This window comes from Bacteroides oleiciplenus YIT 12058, from assembly GCF_000315485.1.
GTDB lineage: Bacteria > Bacteroidota > Bacteroidia > Bacteroidales > Bacteroidaceae > Bacteroides > Bacteroides oleiciplenus.
The window spans coordinates 297,243-318,051 of record NZ_JH992946.1 but is presented as its reverse complement, the minus strand read 5'-3'; the positions used below and the strand labels follow the sequence as shown (position 1 = coordinate 318,051).

Annotated in this window: 32 protein-coding genes; all 32 read right to left on the bottom strand. The window is 40.0% G+C overall.

What is annotated here, in order from left to right; all coding sequences use genetic code 11:
* Positions 1-75 precede the first annotated feature (75 nt).
* The gene (rpsK, locus tag HMPREF9447_RS25870) at positions 76-465 is read right to left on the bottom strand and encodes a 30S ribosomal protein S11 (RefSeq protein ID WP_004296327.1); all 390 of its coding nucleotides are present in this window, start codon (positions 463-465) and stop codon (positions 76-78) included.
* A gap of 11 nt (positions 466-476) precedes the next feature.
* A complete protein-coding gene (rpsM, locus tag HMPREF9447_RS25865) occupies positions 477-857 on the bottom strand; it encodes a 30S ribosomal protein S13 (RefSeq protein WP_007212087.1) in 381 nt (126 codons plus the stop codon).
* 34 nt (positions 858-891) lie between these two features.
* A complete protein-coding gene (gene ykgO, locus HMPREF9447_RS28050) occupies positions 892-1,008 on the bottom strand; it encodes a type B 50S ribosomal protein L36 (protein WP_002558051.1) in 117 nt (38 codons plus the stop codon).
* A 9-nt stretch (positions 1,009-1,017) separates the two neighbouring features.
* Positions 1,018-1,236, bottom strand: coding sequence for a translation initiation factor IF-1 (infA, locus tag HMPREF9447_RS25860; protein WP_002558052.1), 219 nt, complete (start codon positions 1,234-1,236; stop codon positions 1,018-1,020).
* A 9-nt stretch (positions 1,237-1,245) separates the two neighbouring features.
* Complete coding sequence (gene map / locus HMPREF9447_RS25855; RefSeq protein ID WP_009132606.1) at positions 1,246-2,043, bottom strand: type I methionyl aminopeptidase; 798 nt, start codon at positions 2,041-2,043, stop codon at positions 1,246-1,248.
* Positions 2,044-2,054: 11 nt separating this feature from the next.
* A complete protein-coding gene (secY, locus tag HMPREF9447_RS25850) occupies positions 2,055-3,395 on the bottom strand; it encodes a preprotein translocase subunit SecY (RefSeq protein WP_009132605.1) in 1,341 nt (446 codons plus the stop codon).
* 4 nt (positions 3,396-3,399) lie between these two features.
* Positions 3,400-3,846 (bottom strand): 50S ribosomal protein L15, encoded by a 447-nt coding sequence (gene rplO, locus HMPREF9447_RS25845; protein ID WP_009132604.1) that lies wholly within the window; start codon positions 3,844-3,846, stop codon positions 3,400-3,402.
* A gap of 30 nt (positions 3,847-3,876) precedes the next feature.
* A complete protein-coding gene (rpmD, locus tag HMPREF9447_RS25840; protein ID WP_007662165.1) occupies positions 3,877-4,053 on the bottom strand; it encodes a 50S ribosomal protein L30 in 177 nt (58 codons plus the stop codon).
* Positions 4,054-4,063: 10 nt separating this feature from the next.
* On the bottom strand, positions 4,064-4,579 hold the full coding sequence (rpsE, locus tag HMPREF9447_RS25835) for a 30S ribosomal protein S5 (RefSeq protein ID WP_007212082.1): 516 nt from the start codon (positions 4,577-4,579) through the stop codon (positions 4,064-4,066).
* A 5-nt stretch (positions 4,580-4,584) separates the two neighbouring features.
* A complete protein-coding gene (gene rplR, locus HMPREF9447_RS25830; RefSeq protein ID WP_009132602.1) occupies positions 4,585-4,929 on the bottom strand; it encodes a 50S ribosomal protein L18 in 345 nt (114 codons plus the stop codon).
* Positions 4,930-4,950: 21 nt separating this feature from the next.
* On the bottom strand, positions 4,951-5,520 hold the full coding sequence (gene rplF, locus HMPREF9447_RS25825) for a 50S ribosomal protein L6 (RefSeq protein ID WP_009132601.1): 570 nt from the start codon (positions 5,518-5,520) through the stop codon (positions 4,951-4,953).
* Between the two features lie 15 nt (positions 5,521-5,535).
* Positions 5,536-5,931 (bottom strand): 30S ribosomal protein S8, encoded by a 396-nt coding sequence (rpsH, locus tag HMPREF9447_RS25820; protein WP_004291226.1) that lies wholly within the window; start codon positions 5,929-5,931, stop codon positions 5,536-5,538.
* A 53-nt stretch (positions 5,932-5,984) separates the two neighbouring features.
* Positions 5,985-6,284, bottom strand: a complete 300-nt coding sequence (rpsN, locus tag HMPREF9447_RS25815; RefSeq protein ID WP_009132600.1) for a 30S ribosomal protein S14 — start codon at positions 6,282-6,284, stop codon at positions 5,985-5,987.
* A gap of 6 nt (positions 6,285-6,290) precedes the next feature.
* A complete protein-coding gene (gene rplE / locus HMPREF9447_RS25810; RefSeq protein WP_009132599.1) occupies positions 6,291-6,848 on the bottom strand; it encodes a 50S ribosomal protein L5 in 558 nt (185 codons plus the stop codon).
* Entirely contained in the window at positions 6,848-7,168 is a 321-nt protein-coding gene (gene rplX / locus HMPREF9447_RS25805; RefSeq protein WP_009132598.1) for a 50S ribosomal protein L24, read from the bottom strand. Before rplX ends, rplE begins: the two co-directional genes overlap by 1 nt.
* Positions 7,169-7,188: 20 nt before the next feature.
* Positions 7,189-7,554 carry a 50S ribosomal protein L14 gene (gene rplN / locus HMPREF9447_RS25800; protein WP_009132597.1) on the bottom strand — a complete coding sequence of 122 codons (366 nt, stop codon included), beginning with the start codon at positions 7,552-7,554 and terminating at the stop codon, positions 7,189-7,191.
* A gap of 2 nt (positions 7,555-7,556) precedes the next feature.
* Positions 7,557-7,826, bottom strand: a complete 270-nt coding sequence (gene rpsQ, locus HMPREF9447_RS25795) for a 30S ribosomal protein S17 (protein WP_005825701.1) — start codon at positions 7,824-7,826, stop codon at positions 7,557-7,559.
* Positions 7,823-8,020: a 50S ribosomal protein L29 gene (rpmC, locus tag HMPREF9447_RS25790; protein WP_009132596.1), complete on the bottom strand. Its 198-nt coding sequence runs from the start codon at positions 8,018-8,020 to the stop codon at positions 7,823-7,825. Before rpmC ends, rpsQ begins: the two co-directional genes overlap by 4 nt.
* A 5-nt stretch (positions 8,021-8,025) precedes the next feature.
* On the bottom strand, positions 8,026-8,460 hold the full coding sequence (rplP, locus tag HMPREF9447_RS25785; protein ID WP_007212073.1) for a 50S ribosomal protein L16: 435 nt from the start codon (positions 8,458-8,460) through the stop codon (positions 8,026-8,028).
* Positions 8,461-8,482: 22 nt separating this feature from the next.
* Entirely contained in the window at positions 8,483-9,214 is a 732-nt protein-coding gene (rpsC, locus tag HMPREF9447_RS25780) for a 30S ribosomal protein S3 (protein WP_009132595.1), read from the bottom strand.
* A gap of 5 nt (positions 9,215-9,219) precedes the next feature.
* Positions 9,220-9,630: a 50S ribosomal protein L22 gene (rplV, locus tag HMPREF9447_RS25775; protein WP_009125136.1), complete on the bottom strand. Its 411-nt coding sequence runs from the start codon at positions 9,628-9,630 to the stop codon at positions 9,220-9,222.
* Between the two features lie 34 nt (positions 9,631-9,664).
* Positions 9,665-9,934: a 30S ribosomal protein S19 gene (gene rpsS, locus HMPREF9447_RS25770; RefSeq protein WP_009132594.1), complete on the bottom strand. Its 270-nt coding sequence runs from the start codon at positions 9,932-9,934 to the stop codon at positions 9,665-9,667.
* A gap of 20 nt (positions 9,935-9,954) precedes the next feature.
* The gene (gene rplB, locus HMPREF9447_RS25765; RefSeq protein ID WP_009132593.1) at positions 9,955-10,779 is read right to left on the bottom strand and encodes a 50S ribosomal protein L2; all 825 of its coding nucleotides are present in this window, start codon (positions 10,777-10,779) and stop codon (positions 9,955-9,957) included.
* A gap of 5 nt (positions 10,780-10,784) precedes the next feature.
* Entirely contained in the window at positions 10,785-11,078 is a 294-nt protein-coding gene (gene rplW, locus HMPREF9447_RS25760) for a 50S ribosomal protein L23 (RefSeq protein WP_009132592.1), read from the bottom strand.
* 16 nt (positions 11,079-11,094) lie between these two features.
* On the bottom strand, positions 11,095-11,721 hold the full coding sequence (gene rplD / locus HMPREF9447_RS25755; RefSeq protein WP_009132591.1) for a 50S ribosomal protein L4: 627 nt from the start codon (positions 11,719-11,721) through the stop codon (positions 11,095-11,097).
* The gene (gene rplC, locus HMPREF9447_RS25750) at positions 11,721-12,338 is read right to left on the bottom strand and encodes a 50S ribosomal protein L3 (protein ID WP_009132590.1); all 618 of its coding nucleotides are present in this window, start codon (positions 12,336-12,338) and stop codon (positions 11,721-11,723) included. The genes rplD and rplC overlap by 1 nt, the downstream gene beginning before the upstream one ends.
* 20 nt (positions 12,339-12,358) lie before the next feature.
* Entirely contained in the window at positions 12,359-12,664 is a 306-nt protein-coding gene (gene rpsJ / locus HMPREF9447_RS25745) for a 30S ribosomal protein S10 (RefSeq protein ID WP_002558075.1), read from the bottom strand.
* Between the two features lie 84 nt (positions 12,665-12,748).
* Positions 12,749-14,866 carry an elongation factor G gene (gene fusA, locus HMPREF9447_RS25740; protein ID WP_009132589.1) on the bottom strand — a complete coding sequence of 706 codons (2,118 nt, stop codon included), beginning with the start codon at positions 14,864-14,866 and terminating at the stop codon, positions 12,749-12,751.
* Between the two features lie 52 nt (positions 14,867-14,918).
* Positions 14,919-15,395 carry a 30S ribosomal protein S7 gene (gene rpsG / locus HMPREF9447_RS25735; RefSeq protein WP_007662138.1) on the bottom strand — a complete coding sequence of 159 codons (477 nt, stop codon included), beginning with the start codon at positions 15,393-15,395 and terminating at the stop codon, positions 14,919-14,921.
* A 155-nt stretch (positions 15,396-15,550) separates the two neighbouring features.
* Positions 15,551-15,955, bottom strand: coding sequence for a 30S ribosomal protein S12 (gene rpsL, locus HMPREF9447_RS25730; protein WP_009132588.1), 405 nt, complete (start codon positions 15,953-15,955; stop codon positions 15,551-15,553).
* Between the two features lie 117 nt (positions 15,956-16,072).
* Positions 16,073-16,381, bottom strand: coding sequence for a DUF3467 domain-containing protein (locus tag HMPREF9447_RS25725; RefSeq protein ID WP_009132587.1), 309 nt, complete (start codon positions 16,379-16,381; stop codon positions 16,073-16,075).
* A gap of 135 nt (positions 16,382-16,516) precedes the next feature.
* Positions 16,517-20,809 (bottom strand): DNA-directed RNA polymerase subunit beta', encoded by a 4,293-nt coding sequence (rpoC, locus tag HMPREF9447_RS25720; protein WP_009132586.1) that lies wholly within the window; start codon positions 20,807-20,809, stop codon positions 16,517-16,519.

Sequence of the window (20,809 nt, the reverse complement as noted above, 5' to 3'; positions counted from 1 at the left end):
TTGCAGCCGCGATTACAGAGAGAAATTAATGTAATCCAATAACAAAATCAAGATCATTTTTATTAAAGGTAAATCTTAAACTCTACGTCTTTTCGGCGGACGACAACCATTATGTGGAAGCGGAGTTACATCTATGATTTCAGTAACTTCGATACCAGCACCGTGGATAGTTCTAATAGCAGACTCACGTCCGTTACCTGGGCCCTTCACATATGCTTTTACCTTTCTCAGGCCAAGATCAAATGCAATCTTTGCACAATCCTGGGCAGCCATCTGTGCTGCATAAGGAGTATTCTTTTTAGAACCTCTAAATCCCATTTTACCAGCAGATGACCAAGAAATAATCTGCCCTTCACTATTTGCGAGAGAAACAATAATATTGTTGAAAGATGAATGAACATGCAACTGTCCATTAGCGTCAACTTTCACATTTCTCTTCTTTGCTGCAACTGTTTTTTTTGCCATATCAACAATTATTATTTAGTAGCTTTTTTCTTATTTGCAACGGTTTTCTTTCTACCCTTACGAGTACGAGCATTATTCTTTGTGCTCTGGCCTCTTACAGGCAAACCGATACGATGACGTACACCACGGTAGCAACCAATATCCATCAAACGTTTGATATTCAATTGAACTTCCGAGCGAAGATCACCTTCTACTTTAAATTCTGCACCAATGATCTCACGAATCTTGGCAGCTTGATCGTCCGTCCAGTCTTTCACTTTCAGGTCTTTATCTACACCAGCTTTATCCAAAATCTTTGCTGAACTACTACGACCTATTCCATAGATATAGGTCAACGCAACTTCACCTCTCTTGTTCTGAGGCAAATCGACACCAACTATTCTTATAGCCATATACTAAATTATTTTTTTTGCAAAAATAATAATATTATCCTTGACGTTGTTTATACTTAGGATTTTTCTTGTTAATAACATACAAACGGCCATTGCGTCTAACGATCTTACATTCTGGCGTACGTTTCTTTAAAGATGCTCTTACTTTCATATCTTAATTTTATTTATATCTAAATACAATTCTTCCTTTCGATAAATCGTAAGGAGACATTTCGACTCTTACTTTATCACCCGGCAGGATTTTTATGTAATGCATTCGCATCTTACCGGAAATATGTGCAGTAATCTCATGTCCGTTTTCTAATTCAACACGAAACATTGCATTAGACAATGCTTCAACTATAACTCCATCTTGTTCTATTGCAGATTGCTTAGCCATATTAAATTTTTAAATTGCTTTATCTCCTAATACTTCTTCTATGAATTCAAACGATGATAAAATATCAGCTTTGCCAGCTCCTACAGCTACTGTATGTTCAAAATGAGCTGCGCACTTCCAATCTTTCGTTCTCACCGTCCAGCCATCACGCTCCATTACTATTTGGCGACCACCTTGCGTTATCATTGGTTCAATAGCTATACAAAGACCTTTCTTTAAAACTGTTCCATAACCACGTTTTCCATAATTAGGAACCTGAGGATCTTCATGCATCTCCTTGCCAATGCCATGACCAACAAATTCACGCACTACACCGTAGGAATTGGACTCACAATGTTGTTGTATTGCATATCCGATATCACCCAACCGCTTTCCTTGAACGGCATTTTCTATTCCGATGTATAATGCTTCTTTAGTAACCTTCAATAATTTGCGAACTTCCTCATCTACTTCTCCTACACAAAACGTATAGGCAGAATCACCGCAAAACCCATTCAAATAAGTACCACAATCAACCGACACAATATCACCCTCTTTCAGTACTATATTTCCAGGAATACCATGTACCACCTGCTCATTTACCGATGTACATAACGAAGCTGGAAATGGATCACCATATTGATTAGGGAACCCCTTAAAAGTAGGAACAGCACCATGATCTCTAATGAACTCTTCCGCTACTTTATCCAGCTCTTTTGTAGTAACTCCTGGCTTTACTAGTTTTGCAACTTCAGCCAATGTCTTCCCAACAAGCAAATTACTCTCACGGAGCAGCTCTATTTCATCTTCCGTTTTAAGAAATATCATCTTCTAAAAGATTAATATGCAGCTACGTTACTACGCCCTTTAATACGACCAGACTTTAATAAACCATCATAATGTCTCATCAACAAATGACTTTCAATCTGCTGGAGTGTATCAAGAACTACACCTACAAGAATTAACAAAGATGTACCACCGAAGAATTGAGCAAATTCAGCTTTCACACCAAAAATACCAGCAAAAGCAGGCATAATAGCTACCAAAGCCAAGAAAAAAGAACCAGGCAATGTAATACGAGACATGATATCATCGATATACTCTGCTGTTTTCTTTCCCGGTTTGATACCCGGAATGAAACCATTATTTCTCTTCATATCCTCAGCCATCTGAGTCGGGTTAATCGTAATTGCAGTATAAAAATACGTAAAGAGTATAATCATTATTGCAAATACGAAATTATACCAGAAGCTTGTATGATCAGTAAATGCACGAACAAAACCGCTCACATGATCTACATTTGAAAAACCAATAAAGGTGATAGGAATAAACATAATTGCCTGAGCAAATATAATAGGCATTACACCAGCTGCATTCACTTTCAACGGAATGTACTGTCTTGCACCGCCATATTGCTTGTTACCAACAATTCTTTTAGCGTACTGTACAGGAATTTTTCTTGTACCTTGCACCAACAAAATTGCAGCTGCAATTACCAGCAACAGGAATACGATTTCAATTAAAAACATAACCAAACCACCTGTCTTATCAGTCATACGGGAAATTAATTCCTGAAATAAAGACTGAGGTAAACGAGCGATAATACCGATTAAGATAATAAATGAAATACCATTACCGATACCCTTATCAGTGATTCTCTCACCAAGCCACAAAATAAACATACTACCAGCTGCCAAGATAATGGTAGAGGTAACCATGAACAGAGTCCAATCTAATGAAGCATTTAAGGAAGGACCGGCCTGCATTTTAAGATTGAGCAAATAAGAAGGAGCCTGAACTAACAGAATGATAATCGTCAAATAACGAGTATACTGGTTCATTTTTCTTCTACCACTCTCACCTTCACGTTGAAGTTTCTGGAAATACGGAACCGCAATTCCCAACAACTGAATAACAATTGAAGCAGAGATATAAGGCATAATTCCTAATGCAAAAATAGATGCATTAGAGAATGCTCCTCCCGAAAACATGTTTAATAAGGCTAAGAGGCCCTCGCTTGTTTGTTGATGCAATTGTGTCAGCATAGCCGGATTAATACCAGGCAATACAACATATGAGCCGAAACGGTAGATTGCCACAAACAATATGGTAATGAGGATCCGTTGTCTCAGATCCTCAATTTTCCATATATTCTTTAATGTTTCAATAGCTTTTCTCATCGAATTAGAGTTTTACTACACTTCCACCAGCAGCTTCAATGGCAGCAACAGCAGTCTTAGAGAATGCATGAGCTTGCACATCCAACTTTGTAGTCAAAGTTCCATTACCTAATACTTTTACCAACTGATTTGAAGAAATAAAGCCAGCAGCGATAAAGTCATTAATACTAACTGATTCTAACTTCTTAGCTTCAGCAAGTTTCTGAATTGTATCCAAATTGATAGCCTTATACTCTACACGATTAATGTTCTTAAAACCGAATTTAGGAACACGACGTTGGAGAGGCATCTGACCACCTTCAAAACCGATCTTCTTAGAATAACCTGATCTTGATTTAGCTCCCTTATGACCTCTGGTAGAAGTACCTCCTAAGCCAGAGCCTGGACCACGTCCAATTCTCTTTCTTGTTTTAGTAGATCCTTCTGCAGGTTTTAAATTACTTAAGTTCATATTGTAATTCGTTTTATATTCAACAAATAATTACTTAACAATGGTAACCAAGTGTTTAACCTTATCCACCATTCCAAGAATTGAAGGAGTACACTCGTGTTCAACCACACGATTCAACTTACGAAGTCCCAGTGCATCGAGAGTTCTTTTCTGATCAGCCGGAGCACCAATTCTACTTTTAATTTGTTTAACCTTTATAGTCGACATATATTCCTCCTTATCCTCTAAATACTTTTTCAATACTAATTCCTCTGTTTTGAGCAACCATACGTGCATCACGCATTTCACCCAACGCCAAAATAGTAGCTTTCACCAGGTTGTGCGGATTAGAAGATCCTTTTGACTTAGCCAAAACATCTGTAATACCAACACTTTCAAGTACAGCACGCATTGCACCACCTGCAACCACGCCAGTACCATGAGAAGCCGGTTTGATAAATACTTCCGCACCACCGAACTTAGCAGACTGTTCGTGAGGAACAGTACCTTTCAACACAGGTACCTTTGTCAGGTTCTTCTTAGCTGACTCAACACCTTTAGCGATAGCTGCAGTAACTTCACCAGCTTTACCAAGACCCCAACCGATAATTCCTTCTTCGTTACCTACAACAACAATTGCAGAGAAACTAAAAGTTCTACCACCCTTGGTCACTTTGGTTACACGATTAATAGCAACCAAACGGTCTTTCAGTTCTATATCGTTTGTAATCTTAACTCTATTATTAATTGCCATAATGATTAAAATTTAAGTCCACCGTTACGAGCAGCATCAGCTACTTCTTTTACTCTCCCATGATACAAGTAACCATTACGGTCGAAAACAACAGTAGTAATACCTGCTTCCTGAGCCTTCTTAGCAATCAACTCACCAACCTTTGCAGCTTGTTCCTTCTTCGGCAACTTCTCAGTCATACCCAAAGAAGAAGCAGCAGCCAAAGTCTTACCGCTCAAATCGTCGATAAGCTGAACATAGATTTGCTTATTGCTTCTAAATACACTCATACGCGGACGTTCAGCAGTACCTGAAATTCTGTTGCGTACTCTATATTTGATCTTAATTCGTCTTTCTATTTTTGTTGTCATAACATTCTAATTTTATGTAAATTACTTAGCGCCGGCAGATTTACCAGACTTTCTACGAATTTCTTCACCAACAAACTTAATACCTTTACCTTTATACGGTTCGGGCTTACGGAAAGAACGTATCTTAGAGCAAACTTGACCCAGCAATTGTTTATCGCAAGACTCCAAAATAATAAGAGGATTCTTATTTCTTTCAGATTTTGTCTCTACTTTTACTTCAGAAGGCAACTGTATGAAGATATTGTGCGTGTAACCTAAAGATAATTCAATGATATTACCTTGGTTAGAAGCACGGTAACCTACACCGACAAGCTCCAACTCCTTTTTATATCCTTCAGATACACCAACAACCATGTTGTGAACCAAAGAGCGGTATAAGCCATGGAATGCATGCTTTTGCTTAGAATTATCCAGCATTGCATTTTCATTTTCACTCAAAGTCACATGACCATCTTCGATGACAACATTGATAGCAGGATCTACATATTGGCTAAGTTCGCCTTTTGGTCCCTTCACGGTAACCACATTTTCTTTTAGAGTAACTGTTACTCCAGCGGGAATACTAATGGGTAATTTTCCTATTCTTGACATTGCTAATTCCTCCTATTAATATACATAACACAATACTTCACCACCAATCTTCAGTTCAGCGGCTTCTTTGTTAGTCATTACACCTTTGGAAGTAGATATTATAGCAATACCCAAACCATTAATAACTCGCGGCATGTCCTTATAACCGGTATACTGACGCAAACCCGGAGAAGATATTCTCTCCAGTTTCTTTATTGCGTTTACTTTGTTAACCGGATCATACTTCAAGGCAACTTTAATTGTACCTTGAGGACCATCTTCTACAAACTTATAATTAAGAATGTAGCCTTTCTCAAAAAGAATCTTAGTGATTTCTTTTTTCAAATTTGAAGCGGGAACTTCCACTACTCTGTGCTTTGCTTGAATAGCGTTCCGCAACCTCGTCAAATAATCTGCTATTGGATCAGTCATATAATAAAAATTAAATTAATCAGGACTACCCTGACAATATTTAAAACAAAAAATTACCAGCTTGCTTTCTTAATACCGGGAATAAGACCGTTAGAAGCCATCTCACGGAATTGAATTCTAGAGATGCCGAACTGACGGATATATCCTTTCGGACGACCAGTCAATTTACAACGGTTATGCATACGAATCGGGTTAGAATTCTTTGGCAGATCTTGCAATTTTTGTGCAGCTTCAAAAGCTTCTGCAGGATCACCTGTTCTAACGATTTGCTTCAATGCAGCTCTCTTCTCGGCATATTTGGCTACTAATTTAGCACGTCTTACTTCACGTGCTTTCATTGATTCCTTTGCCATAACTTATCAATCTTTTTTAGCGTTTTTAAACGGTAAACCGAATTCTTTCAACAAGGCATAACCTTCTTCATCTGTTTCTGCAGAGGTTACAAAGGTAATATTCATTCCGAGAATTCTAGTAATACTATCGATATTAATTTCAGGGAAAATGATTTGTTCCTGAATACCAAGAGTATAATTACCCTTTCCATCAAACTTACTCTCAATACCCTTGAAGTCACGGATACGAGGAAGAGCTACACGAACTAATTTTTCAAGGAATTCGTACATTCTTTCACGACGCAAAGTTACCATAACACCAATAGGCATTTTCTTACGCAACTTAAAGTTCGCGATATCTTTACGAGAAATCGTTGCTACAGCTTTTTGACCTGTAATAGCAGTCATCTCATTAATTGCAACCTCAATAATCTTCTTGTCGGCAACCGCCATACCTAAACCCTGATTGATAACAATCTTCTTAAGTACGGGTATCTGCATTGCAGAAGAATACTGGAACTGTGATTTCAACGCAGGCGCAATACGCTCTGCATATTCTTTCTTAAGACTAGCAGTATTACTCATTACTTAATCTCCTCTCCTGATTTTTTAGAATAACGCACTAAAGTTCCATCAGAACTTTCTTTTCTACCAACACGCGTTGCTTTACCAGTTTTTGGATCAACCGGATTCAAGTTAGAAATGTGGATAGAAGCTTCCTGCTTCACAATACCACCTTGTGGGTTCTTTGCATTCGGTTTAGTGCTCTTAGATACCATGTTGATACCTTCAACAATTGCACGGCCCTCTTTAACTAGAACCTTCAATACGCGACCAGTTTTACCTTTGTCTTCACCAGCGTTTACGTAAACTGTATCGCCTTTTTTAATATGTAGTTTACTCATTACTTAAATCTTTTACAAAATTAAAGTACTTCAGGGGCGAGTGACACAACTTTCATGTTAGTAGCACGAAGTTCTCTTGCTACCGGACCGAAAATACGACTACCTCTAATCTCGCCTGCGTTGTTCAACAACACACAAGCATTATCATCAAAACGTATATAAGAGCCATCGGGACGACGGATTTCTTTCTTAGTACGTACGATCAAAGCTTTAGACACTGCACCTTTTTTAATATCACTTGAAGGGATAACGCTCTTTACTGAAACAACAATCACGTCTCCTACTGAAGCATAACGACGACCTGTACCGCCCAAAACACGAATACAGAGAGCTTCTTTTGCTCCACTATTATCACATACTATAAGTCTGGATTCTACTTGTATCATAATTACTTCGCTCTTTCAATTATTTCTACTAATCTCCATCTCTTAGTCTTGCTCAAAGGACGAGTTTCCATGATGTGTACAGTATCGCCGATATTGCACTCATTCTTTTCATCATGAGCATGGTACTTCTTCGTTTTGCTAACGAACTTGCCATATATGGGGTGCTTTTCCTTAAATTTAGCTGCTACTGTGATGGTTTTATCCATTTTATTGCTCAGCACAACCCCAGTTCTTTCTTTTCTTAAATTTCTTGCTTCCATCAAACTCATCATTTATTGTTAAGTTCTCTTTGGCGTAATTCTGTTTTCATACGCGCAATAGTCCTGCGTAATTGTTTGATCTGAGCAGGATTATCCAAAGGAGAAATAGAATGATTTAAAACCATCTGGTTATAATTCGTCACTTCTGCCTCTACTCTTTCTACCAAGTCATTGGTAGGCATCTCTTTAATTTCTGCTATTTTCATATCCACTACGCATTTTGATTTTGAATATCATAATCACGTCTTACAACAAACTTCGTTGTAATAGGAAGCTTTTGTGCAGCCAAGCGCAAAGCTTCTTTTGCGATTTCATAAGATACTCCTTCAGCTTCGATAATAATTCTTCCCGGCGTTACAGGAGCAACAAAGCCCTCTGGAGCACCCTTACCTTTACCCATACGTACATCGGCAGGCTTTCTGGTAATAGGTTTATCCGGGAAAATACGAATCCAAATTTGTCCTTGACGTTGCATATATCTTGTCACTGCAATACGAGCAGCTTCGATTTGACGGCCTGTAATCCATTTTGTTTCCAAAGCCTTAATTCCAAAAGAGCCGAAAGCCAATTGGTTACCTCTTTGGGCAATACCTTTTTGACGGCCTTTTTGTTGTCTTCTGAATTTTGTCTTTTTCGGTTGTAACATAATTCCTAAAATTCAAATTCGTTTAGCGATTATTTTTCTTTCTTTTGAAGTTCTTTCCGCTATTGTTTCCGCTATTGCTTCCACGACCACCTTCTTTGCTTTGAGTAAAGTTCGGAGCTAATTCTCTCTTACCAAATACTTCACCTCTACAAATCCAAACTTTAATACCGAGAAGACCAACCTTAGTCAATGCTTCTGCATGACAATAGTCGATATCTGCTCTGAAAGTGTGCAACGGAGTTCTTCCTTCCTTATACATTTCAGAACGAGCCATTTCAGCTCCATTCAAACGTCCTGAAATCTGAACCTTGATACCTTCAGCACCCATACGCATAGTGTTAGCGATAGCCATCTTAATGGCACGGCGATAGGCAATCTTTCCCTCTACCTGACGAGCGATGTTATTTGCAACAATAACAGCATCCAACTCAGGCCTTTTCACTTCGAAGATATTGATCTGAATATCCTTATCGGTAACCTTCTTCAACTCCTCTTTCAACTTATCAACTTCCTGGCCACCCTTACCGATAATAATACCCGGACGTGCAGTGCAAACGGTAATAGTCACGAGTTTCAGTGTACGTTCAATTACGATTCTTGACACACTGGCTTTTGCAAGTCTAGCGTTCAAATATTTACGAATCTTGCTATCTTCCAGCAAAGAATCGCCGTAATTATTTCCACCATACCAATTGGAATCCCATCCTCTGATAATTCCTAAACGGTTGCTTATTGGATTAACTTTTTGTCCCATTTACCTTAATTTTGATCTTCGTTATTACTTTTAGAACCAACGAACAACGTCACGTGATTTGAACGTTTACGAATTCTGTAACCTCTTCCCTGCGGAGCTGGTCTCATTCTTTTGAGTGTAGCACCACCATCAACAAAAATCTTAGTTACAAATAACTCACCACTTTCAGCTTTACGTTCGTTTTTCTGCTCCCAGTTAGCAATTGCAGAGCGCAGTAATTTCTCAACTCTGGCAGCTGCTTCTTTTGAAGAAAACTTCAAAACGCCAAGTGCTCTGTTCACTTCCATCCCGCGGATCATGTCAGCCACGAGACGCATCTTGCGAGGGGAAGTAGGAACATTCTGCAACTTTGCAAAATACATGGTTTTAAGGGCTTCTTTTCTTTTATCAGCCGATATTTTTTTTCTTGCTCCCATTATATTTATACTTTATTATTTCAGATAAATCCTGTTATCTTTTCTTGTTACCGGCGTGTCCTCTGAAAGTACGAGTTGGAGCAAATTCGCCCAACTTGTGACCTACCATATTCTCGGTAACGTATACAGGAATAAATTTATTTCCGTTATGAACTGCAACGGTATGGCCTACGAAATCAGGCGAAATCATTGAAGCTCTGGCCCAAGTCTTAACAACAATTTTCTTGCCAGATTCATTCATAGCAAGAACTCTCTTCTCAAGCTTAACGTTAATATACGGACCTTTTTTTAATGAACGACTCATAGTTTACTCAATTAATCAGATTACTTCTTTCTTCTCTCAATAATATACTTAGACGATTGTTTCTTCGGAGCTCTAGTCTTAAGTCCCTTAGCATACAATCCCTTACGAGATCTTGGGTGTCCTCCTGAAGCACGTCCTTCACCACCACCCATCGGGTGATCAACCGGGTTCATTACAACACCACGGTTACGCGGGCGACGGCCCATCCAACGAGAGCGTCCAGCTTTACCTGAACTCTCCAATCCATGATCTGAGTTACCAACACTACCGATAGTAGCTTTACAAGTGCTAAGTATTTGTCTAACTTCACCTGAAGGCAATTTGATTACACAATATTTACCCTCTCTTGAAGTTAACTGAGCAAAATTACCTGCTGAGCGAACCAAAGCTGCACCCTGGCCCGGACGTAATTCAATATTGTGAATTACAGTACCAACCGGAATATTCTGAAGAGGAAGTGCATTTCCGATTTCCGGAGCTGCAGTTTCACCTGACATTAAAGTCGCACCTACTTGCAATCCATTGGGAGCAATTATATATCTTTTCTCTCCATCTGCATAAAACAACAAAGCAATACGAGCCGAACGATTCGGATCGTATTCAATTGTTTTAACCACTGCAGGCACACCGTCCTTATTTCTCTTGAAATCTACAATTCTGATAATCTTCTTGTGACCGCCACCAATGTAGCGCATAGTCATCTTACCTTCGTTGTTACGACCACCTGAAGACTTCTTGCCAAAAACAAGAGATTTTTCTGGTACCCGCGCAGTAATTTCCTCATAGGTACCAATAACTTTATGTCTCTGCCCCGGTGTTGTGGGCTTAAATTTACGTACTGCCATTTCTTTTAAATATTGCTATAAAAATCAATAGTATCTCCTTCTTTCAACGTAACGACTGCTTTCTTATAAGCATTCGTACGACCATTGATGATACCTGCTTTTGTATAACGGCTCTTATTTTTGCCAGCATACTTAACTGTATTCACATCAACTACCGTAACGTTATATAAGGCTTCAACTTCACTCTTAATTTCCAGTTTGTTAGCTTCAGGACGCACGATAAAGCCGAAACGATTGTTCGTCTTATCTGTAATCGCTGTCATTTTCTCTGTTACTAACGGTTTAATAATAATTCCCATTATTTAAGCCTCCTTTTTACATTAAGATATTGTCAATAGCCGAAAGAGCGCTTTCAGTAAACACAACAACCCCAGCATTCAATACTCTGTAAGTATTTAATCCTGAGATAGTCTGTACATTTGCACTTTCCACATTACGAGCCGACAAATATACGTTTTTATTTGCTTCCGGTAAAATCACAAGCAGCTTTTTGTCAGAAACTTTAAGGTTTTTTGTCATTGCAACGAATTCTTTCGTTTTCGGAGCTTCAAAATTGAAGTCTTCTACAATAACAACCGCATTATTCTGAGCTTTATATGCTAAAGCCGACTTACGAGCTAATGTCTTTACTTTTTTATTCAACTTGAAGTAGTAATCTCTCGGTTTAGGCCCGAAAACACGAGCACCGCCAACAAGAACCGGAGAGTTCATATCACCACGCCGTGCACCACCGCCACCTTTCTGACGACCGATCTTACGGGTAGAACCACTAATCTCACTTCTTTCTTTTGATTTATGTGTACCCTGACGCTGATTAGCCATAAATTGCTTTACGTCCAAATAGATAGCGTGGTCGTTGGGCTCAATTCCGAAGATAGATTCGTTTAACGTAATCTTTCTCCCAGTGTCTTCACCTTTAATGTTATATACGTTAACTTCCATTATTTCTCAATTATTACGATTGAACCTTTGCAACCGGGAACAGAACCCTTAATCAAAAGAAGGTTGTGATCCGGAAGAACCTTTAATACCTGTAAGTTTTGAACAGTCACCCTATCACCACCAAGTTGACCACCCATACGCATTCCTTTGAATACTTTTGCAGGGTATGAACAGGCACCAATAGAACCCGGCTTACGAGCGCGGTTGTGCTGACCGTGAGTAGCTTGACCTACACCACCAAAACCATGTCTTTTAACTACACCTTGGAAACCTTTACCTTTAGAAGTTCCAATAACATCAACAAAAGTTGCGTCATTAAACAGCTCTACGGTAACAGCATCACCCAGATTCAATTCTGTTTCAAATTCTTTGAACTCAGCCAAGTGTTTCTTGGGTGTTACTCCGGCTCTCTTAAAGTGACCCATCAACGGTTTCGTTGTGTGCTTTTCCTTCTTTTCTTGGAAGCCCAACTGAACAGCTGCATAGCCATCTTTCTCTACAGTCTTAACTTGAGTAACAACACAAGGACCTGCTTCGATAACAGTGCATGGTACATTTTTACCCTCGGCACTGAAAACGGATGTCATTCCGATTTTTTTTCCTAATAATCCTGGCATTTCACTTAAAATTTAAAATACTAAACTTTGATTTCTACTTCCACACCACTCGGTAACTCCAACTTCATCAGAGCGTCTACAGTCTTAGCAGTTGAGCTATAGATGTCGATCAATCTCTTATAAGAAGAGAGTTCAAACTGTTCACGTGACTTCTTATTAACAAAAGTCGAACGGTTCACGGTAAAGATACGCTTGTGCGTAGGGAGAGGAATCGGACCGCTAACGATGGCGCCCGTTGCCTTCACCGTTCTTACAATCTTCTCAGCAGACTTGTCAACCAAGTTGTGGTCGTAAGATTTCAATTTAATTCTAATTTTCTGACTCATTAGTTTTATTAATTATTAAAGTTATAATAAGATAAATTTCCGTAGGCTAAGAGTCATTCGCTAGCCTACGGATTTTTAATGTTTTTAGATCAGATCAGCACGACCTTTCACTTCTTCCAATACTGCCTTTGCAATAGAGTTGGAAAGTTGAGCATGATGAGAATATACCATTGATGAAGTAGCACGACCTGAAGTAATAGTACGCAAAGCTGTTACATATCCGAACATTTCTGCCAACGGAACCATAGCCTTCACAATACGAGCACCTGAACGACTAGACTCCATACCTTCTACTTGACCACGGCGTTTATTCAAGTCACCAATTACATCACCCATGTTTTCTTCCGGAGTTACAACTTCCAGTTTCATGATAGGTTCCATAAGCACAGGACCCGCTTTAGCACAAGCACTCTTATATGCCTGAATAGCACAAATTTCGAATGACAACTGGTCAGAGTCAACCGGATGGAAAGAACCATCAAGCAATGTTACCTTCAATGAATCCAAAGGATAACCAGCCAACACACCATTTTTCATAGCAGTTGTGAAACCCTTCTGTACAGATGGAATAAACTCCTTAGGAATATTACCGCCCTTCACTTCATCAACAAACTGCAGACCACCTTGAGTAAAGTCTTCATCAGCCGGACCAATATTCACAATAATATCAGCAAATTTACCACGTCCACCAGACTGTTTCTTATAAACCTCACGCAAATTAACGGTCTTCGTAATAGCCTCTTTGTAGTTAACCTGGGGTTTACCTTGGTTACATTCTACTTTAAACTCACGTTTCAGACGGTCAATAATGATATCCAAATGAAGCTCACCCATACCCGAAATAACTGTCTGACCAGTCTGTTCGTCAGTCTTCACTGTGAACGTCGGATCTTCTTCAGCCAACTTAGCCAAACCATTAGACAGCTTATCCATATCTTTTTGAGTCTTCGGCTCTACTGCGATACCAATAACCGGTTCCGGGAAGTCCATAGATTCCAATACAATCGGTGCAGTTTCATCACACAAAGTATCTCCAGTATGAATATCTTTGAAACCAACGCCAGCACCAATATCACCAGCCCCGATAACCTCCACCGGATTCTGTTTATTTGAGTGCATCTGGAACAAACGAGATACGCGTTCTTTCTTACCAGAGCGAGAATTATAGATATAAGAGCCAGCTTCAATCTTGCCTGAGTAAACACGGAAGAAAGTCAAACGACCTACATACGGGTCAGTAGCAATCTTAAATGCCAAAGCTGAAGTCTTCTCATCATCACTTGGTTTACGGTCTTCTTCGGCACCCGTATCAGGGTTAGTACCGATTACATTTTCCGTATCTAGCGGAGATGGCAAAAATGCACAAACATAGTCCAACAACGTCTGTACGCCCTTATTCTTAAATGAAGAACCACACAACATTGGAACGACAGCCATCTGCACAGTAGCATTACGAAGAGCTCTCAATACTTCTTCTTCTGTGATAGTAGAAGGATCATCGAAATATTTCTCCATCAAAGCGTCGTCAAATTCTGCTACCTTTTCAAGCATTTTATCTCTCCACTCATTGGCTTCTTCAACCAAATTAGCAGGGATCTCCTCTACTGTGTAGTCAGCACCCATTGTTTCATCATGCCAATAAATAGCTTTCATCTTTACAAGATCTACCAGACCTTTAAAAGATTCTTCAGCACCTATAGGAATAACGATCGGACACGGATTAGCTCCCAAAACAGCTTTCATCTGGCGAACAACCTCAAAGAAGTCAGCACCAGAACGGTCCATTTTGTTCACATAAGCGATACGGGGCACATTATATTTATCAGCTTGACGCCATACAGTCTCAGACTGCGGTTCAACACCACCTACTGCACAATATGCAGCAACGGCACCGTCCAAGATACGCAATGAACGCTCTACTTCAGCAGTAAAGTCAACGTGTCCCGGAGTATCAATCAAGTTGATTTTATAAGTATCACCTGCATATTTCCAACGAGTTGTAGTAGCAGCAGAAGTGATAGTAATACCACGCTCCTGCTCCTGCGCCATCCAGTCCATTGTAGCAGCACCATCATGTACTTCTCCAATTTTGTGAGTCAAACCCGTGTAAAACAGGATACGTTCAGAAGTTGTTGTTTTTCCGGCATCGATGTGAGCCATGATACCAATATTACGCGTCAAATGTAAATCTTGCTTAGCCATTTTTTAATTCCTTTTACTTTAAGTTTTTAATCTATCGGTTATTCTTATAGTATTAGAATCTGAAATGAGCAAATGCACGGTTAGCTTCAGCCATTCTATGCATATCTTCTTTACGTTTGTAAGCGCCACCTTGTTCATTGTATGCATCCATGATCTCAGCAGCCAATTTATCAGCCATTGATTTACCACCACGTTTACGAGCAAAAATAATCAGGTTCTTCATAGAAACTGATTCCTTACGATCCGGACGGATTTCAGTCGGAACCTGGAATGTCGCACCACCTACACGGCGGGACTTTACTTCAACTTGCGGAGTTACATTATCCAGCGCCTTTTTCCAAATTTCTAGGGCAGACTTTTCTTCGTTAGGAAGTTTTGCTTTTACTGTTTCCAAAGCGGCATAGAAGATTTCATAAGAGGTATTCTTCTTTCCGTCATACATCAGATGGTTTACGAATTTTGAAACCTTTTGATCATTAAACACGGGATCCGGCAGGATAACGCGTTTTTTTGGTTTTGCTTTTCTCATTTGTTTGAAAGAATAATGTTTTCGTTCTTGGTTGTTTACTTCTTGACTTCTTCAACTCCCCCTCCGGAGAATTTACTCAACCTTTAGCATTTCCAATAAACTAAAACGTAAGTTATTACTTTTAATTTAACTGTTTACAGTGTAAGGCTACTTAATTACTTTTTCTTAGCCGGCGCAGCCTGCTGTCCCGGTTTCGGACGCTTAGAGCCATATTTGGAACGTCTTTGAGTACGACCTGCAACACCTGCAGTATCCAATGTTCCACGAACGATGTGATAACGTACACCCGGAAGATCTTTCACACGACCACCGCGTACTAATACGATAGAGTGCTCCTGCAAGTTATGTCCTTCTCCCGGAATGTAAGAGTTCACTTCTTTACCATTGGTCAAACGTACACGTGCAACTTTACGCATTGCAGAATTCGGTTTTTTCGGAGTGGTTGTATACACTCTCACGCAAACGCCACGTCTTTGAGGACATGAATCAAGAGCCGGTGACTTACTTTTCTCCACCAACACCTCGCGTCCTTTTCTTACTAATTGCTGAATTGTAGGCATTTTAATTGTTTTTAATTATATATTATTGTTATATTAATTTCGTAGCTATACACTTTTGGGCTGCAAAAATACGAATAATATTTGAATAATCAATGCACTACAAGTTTTTTTTTGATTTTATGCCTCCCCTTTGAGATTCACCATAGGCGGAATTGATTGTTCATCCAGCAACCGGATAGGTCCGAATGTACGTTCATATTTACCTATATTTTCTTCCAAAGCGCGCAATAATCTCTTTGCATGCTCCGGAGCCAGCACAATACGGGATTTTACACCAGCTTTGGGCATTCCCGGCATTACACGTATAAAATCTACAATAAACTCAGAACTAGAATGTGTGATAACAGCTAAATTTGCATATGTTCCTTGTGCTACATCTTCTTTCAATTCTATTTGTAACTGATTATTCATTTCCTTGTTTTCCATTTTCTTTCTATGATTAAACTTTAAAACATCCAAAGGTAAGAATAATATTTCATTCTAAAAACAAAAGGGGAGACATCCTATAAAAGACATCTCCCCTTCCCTATTTAATAATCAACTGATTGTATTTATTACATCTTATTCTTCAACATCCATTGAGTTGTAATCCAGCACCGTCTTCTTATTAGCAAGAATACGATCATACTCTTCTTTGGAGCCAACAATAATCTTTTCAAATTCACGCTGACCAGTACCAGCAGGTATCAAGTGACCACAGATGACATTCTCCTTCATACCTTCCAATTTGTCCACCTTACCATTGATAGCAGCTTCATTCAAAACCTTAGTAGTCTCCTGGAATGAAGCAGCTGACATAAAGCTTGAAGTTTGCAGAGCTGCACGAGTAATACCCTGAAGAATCTGAGTAGAAGTCGCAGGAACAGCATCACGTACTTCAACAGGTTTCAAGTCACGACGTTTCAGCATACTATTCTCATCACGCAACTTACGGGCAGTAACAATCTGTCCCGGTTGCATATTTTGAGAATCACCAGCATCAACGACAACCTTCTTACCCCAGATGCGATCATTTTCTTCCATGAAATCCAGTTTGTCCACAACCTGCTGTTCCAGGAAGCGAGTATCACCCGGCTCATCGATTTCAACTTTACGCATCATCTGACGAACAATGATCTCAAAGTGCTTATCATTAATCTTCACACCTTGCAGACGATATACATCCTGTACTTCGTTCACAATATATTCCTGAACGGCCGTAGGACCTTTAATAGCAAGAATATCCGCAGGAGTAGTAGCTCCGTCAGACAACGGAGTACCAGCACGTACATAGTCATTTTCCTGCACCAGAATCTGTTTTGACAGTGGCACTAGGTACTTCTTAACTTCACCAGTTTTAGAAGTAACAACAATTTCGCGGTTACCACGTTTCACCTTACCCATTGTAACCTCACCATCAATTTCAGAAACAACAGCAGGATTAGACGGATTACGAGCTTCAAATAACTCTGTTACACGCGGAAGACCACCCGTGATATCACCAGCCTTACCAACAGCACGAGGTATCTTCACGATAACTTCACCGCCTTTTACCTTTTGTTTATTTTCTACCACTACGTGACCACCCACAGGGAGGTTATATGTACGAATAAGGTCACCGTCTTCTGTCATAATATGAGCCATCGGAACTTTCGTCTTATCCTTAGACTCAATGATGATGATTTCGCGCAGACCAGTAGATTCATCAGATTCTACCTTATAAGTAACGTTCTCAATAACGCCCTCAAATTCAATCTTACCAGTAGCTTCTGTTATAATAACAGCATTGAACGGGTCCCAACGGGCAATCATCTTACCTTTTTCTACCACCTCGCCATCAGCAGCATAGAGAGTAGAGCCATAAGGCACATTATGAGTAGAAAGAACAATACCAGTATTTACGTCTACAAAGCGCACTTCAGCCAAACGACCAACCACAACTTTTGCAGGTTCACCAGCTTCATCGACAACATCTACCGTACGAAGTTCTTCGAATTCCAGACGTGCCGGATTCTTAGCTACAATACTTGCATTGGCTGCAATATTGGCAGCCGTACCACCGGCATGGAATGTACGCAATGTCAACTGTGTACCCGGCTCACCGATAGACTGTGCAGCGATAACACCAACAGCCTCACCTCTCTGAACCATCTGACTCGTTGCAAGGTTACGTCCATAACATTTAGCACAAACACCTTTCTTCGATTCACAAGTCAATACTGAACGTATTTCAACACTTTCAATCGGAGAATCCTGAATCTTCTTTGCTACTTCTTCTGTTATTTCTTCACCACCGGCAACCAGCAATTCACCAGTTGTAGGGTGCACAATATCATGTACGGAAACACGGCCAAGAATACGTTCATACAACGTAGCAATAACTTCATCGTTATTCTTCAAGTCTGTACAAACTAATCCACGGAGCGTACCGCAGTCTTCTTCATTAATAATTACATCATGAGAAACGTCTACCAGACGACGCGTCAAGTATCCGGCATCAGCCGTCTTCAATGCCGTATCTGCCAAACCTTTACGGGCACCGTGGGTAGAGATAAAGTACTCCAACACCGAAAGACCTTCTTTAAAGTTCGAAAGAATCGGGTTTTCAATAATCTGTCCACCTTCTGCACCTGCCTTCTGCGGTTTTGCCATCAAACCACGCATACCAGACAACTGACGAATCTGTTCTTTAGAACCACGAGCACCGGAATCCAACATCATATATACAGAGTTGAAACCTTGATCATCGCTCGAAATAGTCTTCATCAAGATGTTAGACAACTCAGAGTTAACATGTGTCCAAATGTCAATTACCTGATTATAACGTTCGTTGTTGGTAATGAAACCCATGTTATAGTTGTTGATAACTTGCTCAACTTCATCATAACCTTTCTGTACCAACGTTTCTTTTTGTTCCGGAATGATAATATCACCCAAGTTGAATGACAAACCACCCTTGAAAGCCATCTGGTAACCTAAGTTCTTGATACCATCAAGGAAATCGGCAGCTTTTGCCACACCACATACCTTGATAACATCACTAATGATATCGCGAAGTGATTTTTTAGAGATAATGGTATTGATGTAACCAGCTTCAGGAGGAACAATCTCATTAACAATTACACGTCCTACTGAAGTATCATGCATCATTGTATCAATAACATTGCCATTCTCATCCACATCCTTCACAACAACACTAATCGGAGCATGGATATCTACCTTTCCTTCATTGTAGGCAATCAGAGCTTCTTCCGGACCATAGAATATCAATCCTTCACCCTTAGCACCCTTACGTAGCTTTGTGATATAATACAAACCGAGTACCATATCCTGAGAAGGTACAGTGATAGGCGCACCATTAGCAGGATTGAGGATATTATGAGATTGGAGCATCAACATTTGAGCTTCCAGAACTGCTTCATGACTCAAAGGCAAGTGAACAGCCATCTGGTCACCGTCGAAGTCGGCATTGAAAGCCGTACATGCCAACGGGTGCAACTGAATAGCCTTTCCTTCAATCATCTTAGGCTGGAATGCCTGAATACCCAAACGGTGCAATGTCGGCGCACGGTTCAATAGCACCGGATGGCCTTTCATTACATGTTCCAGAATATCCCAGATAACAGCTTCCTTACGGTCTACAATCTTCTTGGCACTCTTCACTGTCTTCACAATACCACGTTCAATCAACTTACGTATAATGAACGGTTTGTACAGTTCGGCAGCCATCAATTTAGGAATACCGCATTCACCCATTTTCAATTCCGGACCAACAACAATTACCGAACGTGCAGAGTAGTCAACACGTTTACCCAACAAGTTCTGACGAAAACGACCTTGCTTACCTTTCAAACTATCAGAAAGAGATTTCAAAGGACGGTTAGCATCCGTTTTCACTGCGCTGGATTTGCGTGAGTTATCGAACAATGAGTCAACAGCTTCCTGCAACATACGCTTTTCATTACGCAAAATCACTTCAGGAGCCTTAATCTCAATCAGTCTCTTCAAACGGTTGTTACGGATAATCACACGACGATAAAGGTCATTCAAGTCAGACGTAGCAAAACGACCACCATCCAACGGAACCAACGGACGAAGTTCAGGCGGAATAACCGGCACGATACGCACAATCATCCACTCTGGCTTATTACGTCCGCGAGATGCACGGAATGACTCAACAACCTGAAGACGCTTCAAAGCCTCATTCTTACGTTGTTGAGAAGCATCATTACCTGCACGGTGACGCAATTCATAAGACAATGCATCCAAGTCCAGACGGGCCAACAAGTCATAAATGGCTTCCGCACCCATTCTAGCAATAAATTTATTAGGATCTGAATCTTCCAGAAACTGATTGTCTTTCGGCAATTTTTCCATCAAGTCCAGATATTCTTCTTCTGAGAGCAGATCATATTCAGCAATTTCACCCGACATCACACCGGCCTGAATCACCACATAGCGTTCATAATAAATAATAGAATCAAGTTTCTTTGTAGGCAAGCCCAGCAAATAACCGATCTTATTAGGAAGTGAACGGAAATACCAGATATGAGCTACCGGCACCACCAACTGGATGTGTCCCATACGCTCACGACGTACTTTCTTCTCAGTCACTTCTACACCACAACGGTCGCAAACAATACCTTTATAACGAATACGCTTGTATTTACCGCAATGGCATTCATAGTCCTTGATCGGACCAAAAATACGCTCACAGAACAAACCGTCACGTTCAGGCTTATACGTACGATAGTTGATGGTTTCAGGCTTTAAAACTTCACCACTCGAATTCTCAAGAATTTCTTCCGGGGAAGCCAAACCAATAGAGATCTTCGAGAAATTACTCTTTATCTTGTTATCTTTTCTAAAAGCCAT

Excerpts from the sequence above, each read along its gene's own strand:
- rpsJ (WP_002558075.1), bottom strand. The coding sequence starts at position 12,664 with ATGAGTCAGAAAATTAGAATTAAATTGAAATCTTACGACCACAACTTG.
- fusA (WP_009132589.1), bottom strand. The coding sequence starts at position 14,866 with ATGGCTAAGCAAGATTTACATTTGACGCGTAATATTGGTATCATGGCT.
- rpsS (WP_009132594.1), bottom strand. The coding sequence starts at position 9,934 with ATGAGTCGTTCATTAAAAAAAGGTCCGTATATTAACGTTAAGCTTGAG.
- rpsQ (WP_005825701.1), bottom strand. The coding sequence starts at position 7,826 with ATGATGAGTTTGATGGAAGCAAGAAATTTAAGAAAAGAAAGAACTGGG.
- rpsL (WP_009132588.1), bottom strand. The coding sequence starts at position 15,955 with ATGCCTACAATTCAGCAATTAGTAAGAAAAGGACGCGAGGTGTTGGTG.
- map (WP_009132606.1), bottom strand. The coding sequence starts at position 2,043 with ATGATATTTCTTAAAACGGAAGATGAAATAGAGCTGCTCCGTGAGAGT.
- rpsM (WP_007212087.1), bottom strand. The coding sequence starts at position 857 with ATGGCTATAAGAATAGTTGGTGTCGATTTGCCTCAGAACAAGAGAGGT.
- rpsC (WP_009132595.1), bottom strand. The coding sequence starts at position 9,214 with ATGGGACAAAAAGTTAATCCAATAAGCAACCGTTTAGGAATTATCAGA.
- rplB (WP_009132593.1), bottom strand. The coding sequence starts at position 10,779 with ATGGCAGTACGTAAATTTAAGCCCACAACACCGGGGCAGAGACATAAA.
- rplP (WP_007212073.1), bottom strand. The coding sequence starts at position 8,460 with ATGTTACAACCGAAAAAGACAAAATTCAGAAGACAACAAAAAGGCCGT.
- rplN (WP_009132597.1), bottom strand. The coding sequence starts at position 7,554 with ATGATACAAGTAGAATCCAGACTTATAGTATGTGATAATAGTGGAGCA.
- rpmC (WP_009132596.1), bottom strand. The coding sequence starts at position 8,020 with ATGAAAATAGCAGAAATTAAAGAGATGCCTACCAATGACTTGGTAGAA.
- rpoC (WP_009132586.1), bottom strand. The coding sequence starts at position 20,809 with ATGGCTTTTAGAAAAGATAACAAGATAAAGAGTAATTTCTCGAAGATC.
- rplC (WP_009132590.1), bottom strand. The coding sequence starts at position 12,338 with ATGCCAGGATTATTAGGAAAAAAAATCGGAATGACATCCGTTTTCAGT.
- rpsK (WP_004296327.1), bottom strand. The coding sequence starts at position 465 with ATGGCAAAAAAAACAGTTGCAGCAAAGAAGAGAAATGTGAAAGTTGAC.
- rplF (WP_009132601.1), bottom strand. The coding sequence starts at position 5,520 with ATGTCAAGAATAGGAAAATTACCCATTAGTATTCCCGCTGGAGTAACA.
- rpsG (WP_007662138.1), bottom strand. The coding sequence starts at position 15,395 with ATGAGAAAAGCAAAACCAAAAAAACGCGTTATCCTGCCGGATCCCGTG.
- rpsE (WP_007212082.1), bottom strand. The coding sequence starts at position 4,579 with ATGGCAATTAATAATAGAGTTAAGATTACAAACGATATAGAACTGAAA.
- rplD (WP_009132591.1), bottom strand. The coding sequence starts at position 11,721 with ATGGAAGTTAACGTATATAACATTAAAGGTGAAGACACTGGGAGAAAG.
- rpsH (WP_004291226.1), bottom strand. The coding sequence starts at position 5,931 with ATGACTGATCCAATAGCAGATTATTTGACGAGGTTGCGGAACGCTATT.
- rpsN (WP_009132600.1), bottom strand. The coding sequence starts at position 6,284 with ATGGCAAAGGAATCAATGAAAGCACGTGAAGTAAGACGTGCTAAATTA.
- secY (WP_009132605.1), bottom strand. The coding sequence starts at position 3,395 with ATGAGAAAAGCTATTGAAACATTAAAGAATATATGGAAAATTGAGGAT.
- rplX (WP_009132598.1), bottom strand. The coding sequence starts at position 7,168 with ATGAGTAAACTACATATTAAAAAAGGCGATACAGTTTACGTAAACGCT.
- infA (WP_002558052.1), bottom strand. The coding sequence starts at position 1,236 with ATGGCTAAGCAATCTGCAATAGAACAAGATGGAGTTATAGTTGAAGCA.
- rplE (WP_009132599.1), bottom strand. The coding sequence starts at position 6,848 with ATGAGTAATACTGCTAGTCTTAAGAAAGAATATGCAGAGCGTATTGCG.
- rpmD (WP_007662165.1), bottom strand. The coding sequence starts at position 4,053 with ATGTCGACTATAAAGGTTAAACAAATTAAAAGTAGAATTGGTGCTCCG.
- rplW (WP_009132592.1), bottom strand. The coding sequence starts at position 11,078 with ATGGGAATTATTATTAAACCGTTAGTAACAGAGAAAATGACAGCGATT.
- ykgO (WP_002558051.1), bottom strand. The coding sequence starts at position 1,008 with ATGAAAGTAAGAGCATCTTTAAAGAAACGTACGCCAGAATGTAAGATC.
- HMPREF9447_RS25725 (WP_009132587.1), bottom strand. The coding sequence starts at position 16,381 with ATGGAAAACAAGGAAATGAATAATCAGTTACAAATAGAATTGAAAGAA.
- rplR (WP_009132602.1), bottom strand. The coding sequence starts at position 4,929 with ATGACAACAAAAATAGAAAGACGAATTAAGATCAAATATAGAGTACGC.
- rplV (WP_009125136.1), bottom strand. The coding sequence starts at position 9,630 with ATGGGAGCAAGAAAAAAAATATCGGCTGATAAAAGAAAAGAAGCCCTT.
- rplO (WP_009132604.1), bottom strand. The coding sequence starts at position 3,846 with ATGAACTTAAGTAATTTAAAACCTGCAGAAGGATCTACTAAAACAAGA.